This is a genomic window from Nocardia sp. NPDC005998 (genome assembly GCF_040614395.1).
GTDB lineage: Bacteria > Actinomycetota > Actinomycetes > Mycobacteriales > Mycobacteriaceae > Nocardia.
Genome location: NZ_JBEXUI010000011.1, coordinates 39625 through 52051 on the forward strand (window position 1 = coordinate 39625; position 12427 = coordinate 52051).

13 protein-coding genes and 1 pseudogene are annotated in these 12427 nt (G+C 65.3%); 6 read left to right on the forward strand and 8 right to left on the reverse strand.

Translation table 11 applies throughout. The annotated features are described in order from the left end of the window. Window positions 1-245 precede the first annotated feature (245 nt). From ABZ293_RS17305 to ABZ293_RS17315, 3 genes are all read right to left on the reverse strand, one after another. The gene (locus tag ABZ293_RS17305; RefSeq protein ID WP_355181638.1) at window positions 246-1094 is read right to left on the reverse strand and encodes a glycosyltransferase family 2 protein; all 849 of its coding nucleotides are present in this window, start codon (window positions 1092-1094) and stop codon (window positions 246-248) included. A gap of 296 nt (window positions 1095-1390) precedes the next feature. After that, window positions 1391-2179, reverse strand: coding sequence for a site-2 protease family protein (locus tag ABZ293_RS17310; RefSeq protein ID WP_355181640.1), 789 nt, complete (start codon window positions 2177-2179; stop codon window positions 1391-1393). Next, a complete protein-coding gene (locus tag ABZ293_RS17315; protein WP_355181642.1) occupies window positions 2176-2835 on the reverse strand; it encodes a hypothetical protein in 660 nt (219 codons plus the stop codon). The genes ABZ293_RS17310 and ABZ293_RS17315 overlap by 4 nt, the downstream gene beginning before the upstream one ends. A gap of 303 nt (window positions 2836-3138) precedes the next feature. Between ABZ293_RS17315 and ABZ293_RS17320 the strand changes: the two genes are divergently transcribed. The 5 genes from ABZ293_RS17320 to ABZ293_RS17340 all read left to right on the forward strand — a co-directional run bounded on the left by ABZ293_RS17320 (window position 3139) and on the right by ABZ293_RS17340 (window position 8859). Then, window positions 3139-4428, forward strand: a complete 1290-nt coding sequence (locus ABZ293_RS17320) for an adenylosuccinate synthase (RefSeq protein WP_354954456.1) — start codon at window positions 3139-3141, stop codon at window positions 4426-4428. 80 nt (window positions 4429-4508) lie between these two features. Further along, window positions 4509-7118 (forward strand): LuxR C-terminal-related transcriptional regulator, encoded by a 2610-nt coding sequence (locus tag ABZ293_RS17325; protein WP_355181644.1) that lies wholly within the window; start codon window positions 4509-4511, stop codon window positions 7116-7118. Between the two features lie 10 nt (window positions 7119-7128). Beyond that, window positions 7129-8049, forward strand: coding sequence for an AraC family transcriptional regulator (locus tag ABZ293_RS17330; protein ID WP_355181646.1), 921 nt, complete (start codon window positions 7129-7131; stop codon window positions 8047-8049). A 133-nt stretch (window positions 8050-8182) separates the two neighbouring features. Continuing rightward, a complete protein-coding gene (locus tag ABZ293_RS17335; RefSeq protein WP_355181648.1) occupies window positions 8183-8455 on the forward strand; it encodes a type II toxin-antitoxin system prevent-host-death family antitoxin in 273 nt (90 codons plus the stop codon). Then, the gene (locus ABZ293_RS17340) at window positions 8455-8859 is read left to right on the forward strand and encodes a type II toxin-antitoxin system VapC family toxin (RefSeq protein ID WP_355181650.1); all 405 of its coding nucleotides are present in this window, start codon (window positions 8455-8457) and stop codon (window positions 8857-8859) included. The genes ABZ293_RS17335 and ABZ293_RS17340 overlap by 1 nt, the downstream gene beginning before the upstream one ends. A gap of 8 nt (window positions 8860-8867) precedes the next feature. Here the strand turns inward: ABZ293_RS17340 and ABZ293_RS17345 are convergent, their stop codons facing one another. The 4 genes and pseudogenes from ABZ293_RS17345 to ABZ293_RS17360 all read right to left on the reverse strand — a co-directional run bounded on the left by ABZ293_RS17345 (window position 8868) and on the right by ABZ293_RS17360 (window position 11126). Continuing rightward, a complete protein-coding gene (locus tag ABZ293_RS17345; RefSeq protein ID WP_355181652.1) occupies window positions 8868-9620 on the reverse strand; it encodes a DUF427 domain-containing protein in 753 nt (250 codons plus the stop codon). Further along, a pseudogene (locus ABZ293_RS17350) lies at window positions 9617-10005 on the reverse strand (hypothetical protein); the annotation flags it as partial. The gene ABZ293_RS17345 and the pseudogene ABZ293_RS17350, both read right to left, overlap by 4 nt. A 37-nt stretch (window positions 10006-10042) precedes the next feature. Further along, window positions 10043-10516, reverse strand: coding sequence for an NUDIX domain-containing protein (locus tag ABZ293_RS17355; protein WP_355181654.1), 474 nt, complete (start codon window positions 10514-10516; stop codon window positions 10043-10045). Then, entirely contained in the window at window positions 10500-11126 is a 627-nt protein-coding gene (locus tag ABZ293_RS17360) for a hypothetical protein (protein ID WP_355181656.1), read from the reverse strand. The genes ABZ293_RS17355 and ABZ293_RS17360 overlap by 17 nt, the downstream gene beginning before the upstream one ends. Before the next feature lie 515 nt (window positions 11127-11641). On the opposite strand from ABZ293_RS17360, the gene ABZ293_RS17365 reads away from it, so the two are divergent. Then, window positions 11642-11812, forward strand: coding sequence for a hypothetical protein (locus tag ABZ293_RS17365; protein WP_355181658.1), 171 nt, complete (start codon window positions 11642-11644; stop codon window positions 11810-11812). A 133-nt stretch (window positions 11813-11945) separates the two neighbouring features. Here the strand turns inward: ABZ293_RS17365 and ABZ293_RS17370 are convergent, their stop codons facing one another. After that, window positions 11946-12404 carry a MarR family transcriptional regulator gene (locus ABZ293_RS17370; RefSeq protein ID WP_355181660.1) on the reverse strand — a complete coding sequence of 153 codons (459 nt, stop codon included), beginning with the start codon at window positions 12402-12404 and terminating at the stop codon, window positions 11946-11948. Between the last annotated feature and the right edge of the window lie 23 nt (window positions 12405-12427).

Sequence of the window (12427 nt, forward strand, 5' to 3'; positions counted from 1 at the left end):
CTGCGCGATCCCCTGCGCGCGAACCGGCGATCATCGCGTAGTGCGCTACTCGTGTTCGCACGCCGTCGCGGTCATAGCCTCGAGAGGTAACCGCGGTGACGAGGGGTAGCGCGGTTCGGCGGCTTCGCACGACGGCGAGACGCCCTACCGGCCATATGGTGTGGTGGCCGGGCGGGTAGGGGCGCACCGTGGTCGAGCGAAGAGGTCGCCCGGTCCCGGAGGACCGGGCGACCGGTACCCGCGATTCAGTCCACCGGGGACAGGCGTTCCGGACTGCCGCGCAAAGTGAAGCGGCGACGATCGAAATCCCATAGCCGATAGATCGGCCATTGCAGGGTGTGCCCCAGCCAGGCCAAGCTGGCGTAGACGCGGGTCACCGGCAGGAGGGTGTATCCCCGATTCGTGAGGGCGTCCAGTCCGCGCAACTGATAGGTCCAGAATTCACGGGGATTGGTCCGGCGCCGCCGGGCCGAGATCCGCACCCGCTGATCCGGGAGCTGTTGAATGCGCAGCTCCTTTATCGACAGGCACAGTGCCAGATCCAGATCCTCGTGGATATCGGTCCGAGTGGTGGTGTCGCCCTTGACTTCATCCCATGCGGTGCGGCGGATGGCCATATTCGCACCGTGCATATTGCCGACCGGGCCGCCGAACATGCCGAGCTTCAGCTTCGCCCAGACGCCGATGTCCAAGAAGAAGGGGACCGGCGAGTCGTGGTAGGTGAAGATGCCGGTCGTCGCGGCGACATCCGGATGTGCGGACGCATAATCGCGGATGGCCGCACCCCAGTACGGTTCGACGAAGGTGTCGGCGTCGATGCGGGCGATGAAATCACCACGCGCCTTTGCCAGTCCGGTATTGCGTGCGGGGATGAGACCCCGCGTCTCCTCGTAGACGAGTTCGACCTTCGGATGTGCGGCCGCGTATTCACGCACGATCGCGTCGGTGCCGTCGGTGCTGCCGTTGTCGACGACGATGATTTCGCTGATCGCTTCCTGGTCCACGAGTCGGTCCAGGCACTGCAGTATGAGCGCGGCTTCGTCTAGAACGGGGATGACCACCGACAAGGTGATGAGGGATGGCGTGCCAGTCATGGCATAGCTCCAAAGGGTCGAGCACAAGCTGGAGATGACGACCGCCGGGATTGTGTCGGGCGGTCGGAGGTAGGACAGCGCTGTCTACGGGGGTCTGGGCGAGTCGGAGGGTGCCGTCGCCATGGTGTTTGTCAGGCGAGAGTTGAACGCGCCGCTCGTCGCGATCGACCGGGCGTTCTTTCTCGCAACCTAACCGCTCAAACTTCTTGAACGGGTGTCCGGGACGATAGTTGGCGCAGATGAACAGCGAGATCCCCAGCGCTGGGAATAGATCGGACCGACCGGTTCCAAACCGGCTACGTCCAGAACCGGGTCAGCCAGCTGCCGAACCGCGACCAATCCGCGTCGACCCCGGACAATTCGTAGAGCGAATAGACCGCATCGAAGAACACCTTGTTGATCGATGGCGTGAACAGCAGCGCAAACAGGATCAGCATGCCGAAGGGCTTGAACTGATCGAGCGCACGCCGGGTCTGATAACTCAGTGACGGCTCGATCAGGCCGTACCCGTCCAATCCGGGCACCGGCAGAATGTTCAAAAGCGTTGCGGTGATTTGCAGAAACGCCAGGAAGCTCAGGCCGTACCAGAACGCGCGATGCGACGTGTCGCTGCCGAAGTACCGCACGACCACCAATAGCAGCACCGCACACACCGCGTTCACCGCCGGCCCGGCACCACTGATGATGCGCTGCATGCGTGGGCTGACGTTCTGTGTGTGCACGTACACCGCACCGCCCGGCAATCCGATACCACCGAGCGCGATGAACACCATCGGAAACACGATCGACAGCAGCGGATGGCTGTATTTCAGTGGATTCAGCGTGAGATACCCCCGCAATTCCACCTCGCGATCGCCCGCCCGCCAGGCCGTGAACGCGTGCGCGAACTCGTGCAGACACAATGTGACGATCCAGCCGAAGACGACGAGCAGAAATACCCCGAACTTCGCCCGCGTGGACTGCGCGTCGGCATTCCAGGCCAGCACCCCGCCCGCCACGGAGATCGCGATCACCAGCAGGAATACCGGGCTCGGGCGCACGGCGCCGAGTCCGGAGCGGCGGTCTTTCGGGAATGGAATCGTCATCGGACCAGCAGCCAGTTTTCGTGATGTCGATAGAACGACGAGCGCGGCAGAATCCGTTCATTGGCAATGCCGTCGCGGGTGACCACCGCCCCCGGTGTGCCCAGCTGCGCGGCCCGTCCCATCAGCCAGTGACGTCGGCGCAGGAACCTTGGCACGGCCGCCCGCACACCCGGCAGTTCGAGTGTCGGGGACACGAGCATCGCGTTGACCTTGCCGGAGAACAATTGGGCGTCGTCCACGTAGGCCTCGCCCTCGAGTTTCCCGCCACCGGGGCCGGTGATCACGGCCCGTCCGACCAGCACCGTTCCGGTGTCGTCACGGATCAGCGGGACTTCGGATGCCCGGCCCTCCACCGCCCGCTTGGCGGCGGCATTGCCGGTTCCGGTCTGGTAGGCGCGGGAGCCGTAGGTCTTGTCGACGGGCACATAGCCGATCTCCACATGGAGTCGTTCGCTGCGCATCAGATGGGTCAGCACCGAGGCCAGGGCGGCGTCGTCGCCGAGCACGATCAGCCGGGGCAGGCTGTCGGCGGCGAGGACGGGCAGTAGCTCATCGATCACGCTGGTGTTCGGGATGGCGGTCGTCTGTGAGATCGGCAGTGACGCGAGGGCGATGGGTACCGGTGCGCCGTCGCAACAGAGAACGTGGGTACTCAAACTGCGGTACACCCTCCTCGGTTCGGCCGACAAACCCGTCGGCCACCCTCGCCACTTTCCCGGTCGGATCCCTGCTCGTCCGCCAGTGCCACGCAACCATAGCCCTGCCCGACTACAGCCACACGGTTGCCGAGCCTACGGTGCGATCCGGTTCGATGCCGCCTCGAACGCTTTGGGTAGACTGTGCTTCCGGCCACCGCCTCAGTACGGCAGGTAGCTGCAGCACAGGTGTTCCCCACCCGGTCGGCCGCGCCGACTGCCATCTCCCGGGGTGCTGCGCGTCGAACCGTAGGAGACACGACCATGCCGGCAATCGTCCTGATCGGCGCCCAATGGGGCGACGAGGGTAAGGGCAAAGCAACCGATCTGCTCGGTGGCAGGTTGCAATGGGTGGTTCGCTACCAAGGCGGCAATAACGCCGGTCACACCGTCGTGCTGCCCAATGGCGATAAGTTCGCACTGCATCTGATCCCGTCCGGAATCCTCACCCCCGGCGTGACGAATGTCATCGGCAACGGTGTCGTGGTCGATCCCGGCGTCCTGCTCGCGGAGCTGGCCGGACTGGAGGAGCGCGGCGTCGACACCTCGGGTCTGCTGCTCTCGGCCGACGCGCACCTGATCATGCCGTACCACGTGGCCATCGATAAAGTCACCGAACGCTTCCTCGGAAATAAGAAGATCGGCACCACCGGCCGCGGTATCGGCCCGTGCTACCAGGACAAGGTCGCCCGGGTCGGCGTGCGGGTCGCCGATGTGCTCGACGAGAAGATCCTGACGCAGAAGGTCGAAGCCGCCCTGGAGTTCAAGAACCAGGTGCTGGTGAAGATCTACAACCGCCGCGCGCTCGACCCGCAGCAGGTGGTGGACGAGGTGCTCGAGCAGGCGGACAGCTTCAAGCACCGCATCGCCGACACCCGGCTGGAGCTGAATCTGGCGCTGGAGCGCGGCGAAACCGTGCTGTTGGAGGGTTCGCAGGGCACCCTGCTCGATGTGGACCACGGCACGTATCCGTATGTCACCTCGTCCAACCCGACCTCGGGCGGTGCGGCGGTCGGCGCCGGCATCGGACCCAACAAGATCAATACGGTGCTCGGCATCCTGAAGTGCTACACCACCCGCGTCGGCTCGGGTCCGTTCCCGACCGAACTGTTCGACAACTTCGGTGAATTCCTGGCCAAACAGGGCGGCGAGGTCGGTGTGACCACCGGCCGGGCCCGCCGATGCGGCTGGTTCGACGCGGTCATCGCGCGCTACGCGACCCGGGTCAACGGCGTCACCGATTACTTCCTCACCAAGCTGGATGTGCTGTCGAGTCTGGAGCGGGTGCCGATCTGTGTCGCATACGAGATCGACGGCAAGCGGGTCGAGCAGATGCCGACCACACAGACCGAATTCCACCACGCCAAGCCGATTTACGAGGAGATGCCCGGCTGGTGGGAGGACATCTCACACGTGCAGACCTTCGAGGAACTGCCCGCCAACGCGCAGGCCTATGTGCTGCGCCTAGAGGAGTTGTCCGGCGCCCGTATTTCCTGCATCGGCGTCGGACCGGGTCGTGACCAGACGATTGTCCGCCACGACGTACTCGGCTAGGGCTACAACAGCGGAATCGGTGCGCCCGTTCATCGTTCGTTGTCATCGATCATGATCCGGGACGAACTAAAGTAAGAGCTATGGCTCGGAACTGGCCGATGATCGAGCGCGAGACCGAGTTCGCAGCGATCCGCGCAGCACTCACCGGTACCGAATATGTCGGTGCTGTACTGACCGGAGACGCCGGTGTCGGAAAGACGACACTGGCCAGACACGCGACGGCGGCCGTGGGCGGCAATATCCGGTGGGTTGCGGGCACGGAATCGGCCCGCAGCATCCCGCTCGGCGTATTCGCCCATATGGTCGGCGTTTATACCGCGCACGATCCGGTGACGTTCATGTCCGCCGCGCGCGAGGCACTGCTCGCCGACGGGCACGCGATCATCGGCGTCGATGACGCACACCTGCTCGACCAGCTCTCGGCGACACTATTGCTGCAGTTGGCCATCGATAAGGCGGCACATATCGTCGCGACCGTGCGCAGCGGGGTGCAGGTGCCCGATGCGGTCACCTCGCTGTGGAAAGACGGCCACCTGCTGCGCGTCGATCTCAACCCGTTCAGCCAGCAGCAGAGCGTCGATCTGGTCGAGCAGATGCTCGGCGGACAGCTCGAGGGTTTCACCGCCAATCTGATGTGGGAGTCCTCCGGCGGAAATGCCCTGTTCCTCCGGCACTTGGTGGAGGGCGCGCTGGAGGCGGGTTCGCTGCGGCAGGTGAACGGGGTCTGGCAGCTGCGCGGCCGGGCCGCGGTGACCTCGGAATTGGCTGCGCTACTGGAGGATCGGGTCGAACAGCTGCCCGATTCGGTGTTGCGGGTGCTCGAACTGCTCACCTTCTGCGAGCCCATCGACCTCGACGTGCTCGCCGAAGTGGCGGGTGAGGAGGCCGTGGAGGCCGCCGAAACCCGTGGTCTCATCCGGGTTGTCGAGAATGCCAACCAGCTGATCGTGCGCTACAACCATCCGCTGTTCGGTGAGGTGATCCGGCGTCGGCTCGGCATCGCCTCGGCGCGGCGACTGCGCGGTCGGCTGTACTCCTCGCTCAAGGAACGGCCGATCAATTCCGCCCCGGACCGCATCCGGTTGGCCGAATTGGCCTTGGACAGTGATAAATCCGCCGATCTCGAACTCTTCGAGGCGGCCGCCGCCGATGCGATCGGGTTGGCCAATCTGCCGCTCGGTGAGCGTTTCGCCAGGGCCGCGGTGGAACGTCGCGGCGGGGTGGAGGCCGCGGATCTGCTGGCTCGCGCGCTGCTGTGGCAGGGCCACCGCATCGAGGCCGAACGCACCCTGGCCAGCTTCGATCCGGATCAGATGAACGAGGTGCAGCTGGCCCGCTGGGGCAGCACCCGGGTGTCGAATCTGTTCTGGGCCATGGGCGATGCCGAGCGGGCCGATGAGGTGCTCGCGATGTTGCGGACCAAGGTGCGGCATCCGAAGATCGTCGCGACCTTCGATGGCCTGGCCTCGGCGTGCGCGGTCAATGAAAATCGGCTCGAGGACGCATTTTCCGCGGCCGAGGCGGTGATGGAGACCAAAGGCGCACCGCCGTGGGCGGTTTGGTGGGCCTCCTTCGGCGGCGGGCTGGCGCTGGCACTGATGGGCAAGGGCGAGGCGGCGCGGCAGTACGCGGCCCGCGGGCATCAGGTGGAGTCGCATATCGACGGGCTCAACCGGTACATCTCCACCCACGCCGAGGTGCTCGCGCTGACCTTCACCGGTGATCTCGAGGCCGCACGCCGTTGTGCCTCAGGGCATTTCGGCTATTCGTCGGCAGGTCAGTACCTGGCCTGGGGCATGTCGAAAATCCTGCAGGGGACCGTCGACGTGGCGCAGGGCCGCTTCCTGGACGGGATCGAACATCTCGAACAGGCAGTGGCCGCGCTCACCGCGGAGGGCGCCGCCGCCTGGCACATTCCGGCGAGAATCCGTTTGGCCGAAGCATATTCGGCACTCGGCCGGGCGCCGGAGGCCGCCGAATCCATTGCCGAGGCGATTGCGCGCGGCGGCAGGCACAGCGCGGTCTACGACCCGCAGTTGGAGATCGCACGGGCCTGCGTCGCCGCCGCGGAGGGCACCGTCACCCCGGCCATCCGACTGGCCATGGGCGCCGCCGATGCGGCAGCGCGCTCACATCAGCACGCCATCGAGGCCATGGCACTGCATGCGGCCGCCCGCTTCGGCGACCATTCCGCGGCAGGCCGACTCGCCGATCTGGCGGTTCGGGTCGACGGCGGTTTGGTGCAGGTCCAGGCCAGCCATGCGGTGGCCTTGGCCGCCCACGACGGACCCGGCCTGGATGCGGCCGCGGCCCAATTCGAGCGCATCGGTGCCTTGCTCTCGGCCGCCGATGCCGCCGCCCAAGCGGCATCGGCCCATGAACGAGCCGGAGACCGCCGCCGCCTGCTGGAATCCGCCGCCACCGCGAACCGCCTGGCCGCGGCCTGCGGCGGTGCGAGCACCCCCGCCCTGCGCCAAGCCGCCCAGCCCTTACCGCTCACCTCCCGCGAACGTGAAATCGCGAATCTCGTTGCGGCAGGACTGTCCAACCGCCAGATCGCCGACCGCCTGACCGTTTCGGTCCGCACCGTGGAGGGCCACCTCTACCGCGCCTGCATCAAGATGGACGTGACGGACCGGGAAACCCTCGGAGCGCTCATGCGCGGTGAGTCCTCCGGGGGAGCCAGCTGAGGGAGAGCAGGTGGACATCCTCAGCGAGACCATCGCGGCCATCCGCACGGGCAACCCGACCTCCGGTCTGTTCGTCCGGCACGCGCCGTGGGGCCGTGCCTATCCGGTGGTCCCCGGCGCGGGTTTCCATGTGGTGCTGCAGGGTTCGTGCCTGGCAGTGCCCTATGGCGGGGAACCGATCGCTCTTGGGGTGGGCGATGTCCTGTTCATGCCGCGTGGTGCCGACCACGATCTGGTCGACCGCCTCGACAGTCCGGTCACCGAGGAGGCGCGGCCGGGTGAGCCGCGCGAGATAATCGGACCCGGCGTCCGCACCGCGTTGCTGTGTGGCGCATACGAACTCGGCAGGCAGCGCAGCCACCCGCTGCTCGACGAACTCCCCGAATTCATCCATCTCCCGGCACGTCCCGGCCGGCACCCGTCCCTGCGCGCTGCCGTCGACCTGCTCGCCGCCGAGGTCGCCGAACCGAAACAGGGCAGCGATGCCGCCGTTCCTGCCATTCTGGAGACCCTGCTCCTGTTCATTCTGCGCGCCTGGTTCGACGAACAGGCCACCGGCGAACCGGCAACGGGTTGGGCTGGTGCGTTCGCCGATCCGGCGGTCGCCGCCGCCCTGCGCGCCGTGCACGAAGAACCCGGCCGCAGCTGGACCGTCCCCGACCTCAGCGATATCGCTGGCGTATCGCGCGCCACCCTGGCCCGTCGCTTCACCGCCACCATCGGCGAACCGCCCCTGGCCTACGTCACCCGCTGGCGCATGCTCACCGCCGCCCGCCTGTTGCGCGATACCGATAGCCCCCTCGGCGCCGTGGCCCGAAAGGTCGGTTACACCTCGGAATTCGCCTTCGCCAAGGCCTTCAAACGCGAATACGGCTTGCCGCCCGGCCAATACCGTCGCGCCGATGACCAGCCACCGCTGATCGCGGTCTGAACTCCGGTCGGGCACGATCCCGCGGCGCCCTGGCGGCATCGCCGAACAGTCACCGCCGCATACCGGTGGCCGTCGCCGAACTGCCCGGCGGCGGCTTGTAGCCATGTGTGCTACGTGAGGCTACGCTGGGGGTATGAAGGTGATCACGCAGCGGGAGTTCCGCAATAACTCCGCAGCGGTCATGGATGCTGTCGAGGCTGGTGAGGTCTTTCGCGTCACTCGTAATGGTGTGGAGGTTGCCGAACTGCGGCCGGTCGAACGCCGCCGTCGCCTGACCGCCGAGGAACTCGTGGCACGGCATCGTAAGCTGCCGCGCGTGGACCATGCTCGTATGCGGCGGGAGGCCGACGACTTCTTCGGTACCGAGGATCGCATCGGTGACGATGACACATGGGAATCCCGTTGATGACGAACCGTCACTCGTCCGGCGTCCTCGACACGTGCACATACCTCGATTTGGATGTCCTGGATCCAAACGCCTTGCCGGAGGTCCCCGAGATCACCGCGATCACCCTGGCAGAGCTGAATCAGGGTGTTGCGATGGCAAAGGACGCCGCGACCCGTGCTGCGCGATCCGAACAGTTGGGCGCAGCAATTGTGGACTTCGATGCGCTGCCGTTCGATGAAGACGCGGCGACACGATACGGGACTTTAGTGGCACTGACCATGGCGGCGAAACGTGATCCGAAACCACGCCGGATGGACCTGCTCATCGCTGCCGTAGCGTCGTCCCGCGGGTTGCCGCTGTACACGCGCAACAGCAAGGACTTCCGTGGTCTCGAGAGCATGCTCGAGATCATTTCGGTCTGATCGGCTCGTCAGCTGAATGGGGTGTGCGGGCGGGGCTGGAGTTCGCCGTCCACGAAGATATCGACCTTTTCGTTGTAGAAGCAGGCCAGGCCCGCGATCTTCTGGCTTTCCGGGAGTGGGGTGCGGTAGCCCCAGACAATGTCCGGGTAGTCCTTGTCCGCGATGCGGACGGTCCAGTACTCGGCGGTGCCTTTGTACGGGCAGCTGGTGTGGGTCGTAGTGGGGCTCAGCAGGTCCATGCGGACGTCGGTCGGCGGGAGGTAGTACCGCGCGGGAAGTCCGGTTTCGAAGAGGATGCGCGGGGAGCGGGAGTCGGCGACGGTGACACCGTCGATCTCGACGCGGACGTGGCGCGAGCTGGCGAGGATATCGACCCGCGTATACGGATCGCGTGGGTGGACGTAGACGGGCTCGTCTTCCTCGAACCACTCGTCCATCGAATTCCAGTCCAGCCGCACCAGTTCGTCGAGTTCGGGAATCGGCGAATCATGGTGGCGCAGTGCGGCGCCCGGCGCGGTCACGCCGTCGACCACCACATCGTATTCGGTCGCATCCCCGCGACTGGGGGAATGTTTGGTCCTGCCATTGGGCTCGAGCTTCGCGTGCAGATCCGCGACCGGCAGGTAGTAGGTCGGATAGTGCGGTCCTTCCCATACCAGCACCGGTCGTATGGTGTCGGCGACCAGCTGTCCACGCAGGTACACCCGCACCCGTTTCTGGCCGGTCTCGACCTTCACCCGGCCCCGCGTCTCATCAGTCATACCTTCCGACCGTACTCCGCGGGGGTTACCGAGCAGGTCGGTCGCCGACTGATCGCCTGCGCCTCATCGACGCCGTGCTGCGCTGGGTCGTGGTCATCGGTATGGGCCAGCGCGGAACGCCCGGTGAGCAGCACGAGCACGGGCCACGGCGCACGCCGGACCCGCCCGGAACGGCAGGCCGATGCTGTGTTTGCCGAGCTTGCCCGCCAGGTGGGGGCCGCGGCGCCGCCAGCGAAACGGACGAAACTGTACGCGGCGGATGCGGTCGCGCGTTCCACCGGCGCCGTGATCATGACGGCCTCGGTGATCAGCGTGTTGTTGATGGCGAGAACAGGCCCGCCGGGACGGTCCCGACGATCAACACCGGCTTGTCATCGGATAGCAGTCGGCGGCGAACAATGCCAGCGCGGCCTATGCGCCGCTCATCCCAGATACGGCGTCGAGCGTTGTTCGGCGTGGTGCTGCAACCTGAGCCGAACCGTCTGGTGTACCGGCAGTGTCTCGAGTTCTTCGAGCCGAAGGAATTTCACTTCCGTCGACTCGGAACTGACCTCGATCCGGCCACCGATCACCCTGCCGTAGAAAGTGATGTTGAACTCTTGGCGGATCTCGCCGTCCGCGTAAGCGATCACGTGCTGAGGGTCGGTGTAGATACCGAGTATCCCGGTGATCTCGATATCCAGTCCGGATTCCTCTTTGGTCTCACGGATCACGCACTGCTCGAGCGTTTCTCCGATTTCCATGATTCCTCCGGGGAACGACCAGTTCCCGGAGTCGCTTCGGCGTTGCATGAGGATGGCCCCCCGGTCGTCAACGACCAGTGCCGAACCTCCGGGGACCAAGCTGTTCGGCGTGGGTGCGTTCGGATCTCGGTAGTAGTCACGCCGTGAGCCCATCGGGATTCACCTCTTGCAGGTACGGGGTTACGGTTCCCCAGATCTGTTCGAATTGGTCTTCGAACGATGCGAACAGCCCGTACGGGGAGAGCTTTCGGAGGTAGAGCGCGGGGTGCTGATAACCCCTCGCTCGAACCAGGTACGGCGTCACCAACATCAGGTCATCGAACCTGAACACCGAGTTGTACAAGTGCGTTGTGTGTAGCCCGATTCGGCATCCGGGAGTCTCGGCAAGGGGGCCGATCATGCTCAGCGCGTTTCGTATCCGTCCGGGCAATGTCCCTTGCATCTGTTCGAGCGCGTCACGCTCGGCTACGTGTGCGGACTCCGGGTCTGCGAAGGCCAGGCGGACGCTCGCGCCGTTGCGGCATTTGTCCGCGATCAGATCGGCGGCATCGGGCAACAGCTCGAGGACGAACGGGTAGGCGTAACCGATGATGTCTATTCGCTGAGTAGCGCTCAGCAGCAGCGATGTCCAAACCTCGTTGGGCACGTCGGCCCGGTGTGCGTAGGCACCGATGACTTCGGCTGTCGCGGGGGCTCCCGCGCTGATGTCCGGACGAGTGGCGGGCCAGAGACTCGACTCCGATTCGCCGAGCGCACTAGCCACAGCGGCCCGAGTTCGTTTGTGCGGCACCCGACCAGCTAGCCATCGGTTCACGGTTTTCACGTCTACGTTGACGGTCTTTGCGAGCGCGGCGGAGTCGATTTGTGCTCGCAACATCGCCGATTGGAGACGGTGACTCATACCGAAACGATACCGGGACGTTTAGATGCTTTGAAGTGTCCGGCGAAACGTTCTCCGCGAAGTTCAGGTGTCTGCGGATTGTCCATAACGTTTGATTCGGCCCCCGTGACATGTGGCGACAACCGGTCACGGGGTGCCTACCAACATCGGACTACAGGAGTCGAGATGGGCAGGCGCACACGACTGTTCGTGTTCCCAGGCGGGGTATTGGAGGTCGCAGACAACGGCGACACAGACGGTTCGCTGTACCTCGAGTTGATTCCAGCTGATCGTGCTCTACCGCAACGGGTTCCGGGTGCTGCCATCGTGAATCACGCTGCCAGTCCGGCCGACGCCGAGACGTGCGCCAAGGTACTTCGATTGCTCCGGGACCTGCCGTGATCGCGCTCGGCTGGGTTGTCGCGATCGGGCTGCCGCTGTCGGTGATCGTCGGAGTGATCGTGTGGCCCGAGCGGACGCCGAAGGATCGCACGGTCTGGGGAATACGCGAGCGGATCGAACGCGAGGACACGGGCCGGATGAAGCCCGATGCGTCACGGGAGTACTGATCGGGCTGGTCAGGCTATTGGAATGGGGAAGAGCTCGCGGTACAACATTGCTCGGCTCGGCGCTGCTGTTGCCCCCTCGGCACAGCGTTGTCTTGCCTCGCGGCACCAGCTACGGCGGCGCACATCGCTCACCTCAGGTCGAATAGTGCTGTGGCGCAGCCTTCTTCAGGGCGTCCAGCAGTTCTGTTAGATCTGTCTCCATGCGGGCGAGGCGGTTGGTGTCGAATTCGGGCAGTCTGGTCGCGAGTGCGGTGCCGAAGGCGCGGCGCGCGCGTTGCAGCCGGTCACGTCCGGCCGGGGTGAGTTCGACGACGACGGCCCGCGAATCCTGCGGGTCCTTGCGTCGGGTGGCGAATCCGTCCGCGACGAGTCGCCCGATCAGCGCCGTTGCCGCCGGTTGCGAACATCGATCGATGCGGGCGAATTCGCTGACCCGCACGGCGCCGTGTTCATCGAGCACCGCCAGTGCCCGCATAACGGCCCGTGGTAGGTCCTCGCCGCTGATCACCCCGGCCAGCCGGGTCAGCCGACCGGCGGTGACGAGTAGATTGACGACGCTGTCCTCTGCGGATGTCACCGGTGTCTGCTGCACACCGTTATTATTACATAACCTAA

What these genes read in the sequence shown, in the direction of transcription:
- ABZ293_RS17305 (WP_355181638.1), bottom strand. Translation starts at nt 1,094, where the DNA reads ATGACTGGCACGCCATCCCTCATCACCTTGTCGGTGGTCATCCCCGTT.
- ABZ293_RS17310 (WP_355181640.1), bottom strand. Translation starts at nt 2,179, where the DNA reads ATGACGATTCCATTCCCGAAAGACCGCCGCTCCGGACTCGGCGCCGTG.
- ABZ293_RS17320 (WP_354954456.1), top strand. Translation starts at nt 3,139, where the DNA reads ATGCCGGCAATCGTCCTGATCGGCGCCCAATGGGGCGACGAGGGTAAG.
- ABZ293_RS17325 (WP_355181644.1), top strand. Translation starts at nt 4,509, where the DNA reads ATGGCTCGGAACTGGCCGATGATCGAGCGCGAGACCGAGTTCGCAGCG.
- ABZ293_RS17335 (WP_355181648.1), top strand. Translation starts at nt 8,183, where the DNA reads ATGAAGGTGATCACGCAGCGGGAGTTCCGCAATAACTCCGCAGCGGTC.
- ABZ293_RS17340 (WP_355181650.1), top strand. Translation starts at nt 8,455, where the DNA reads ATGACGAACCGTCACTCGTCCGGCGTCCTCGACACGTGCACATACCTC.
- ABZ293_RS17345 (WP_355181652.1), bottom strand. Translation starts at nt 9,620, where the DNA reads ATGACTGATGAGACGCGGGGCCGGGTGAAGGTCGAGACCGGCCAGAAA.
- ABZ293_RS17355 (WP_355181654.1), bottom strand. Translation starts at nt 10,516, where the DNA reads ATGGGCTCACGGCGTGACTACTACCGAGATCCGAACGCACCCACGCCG.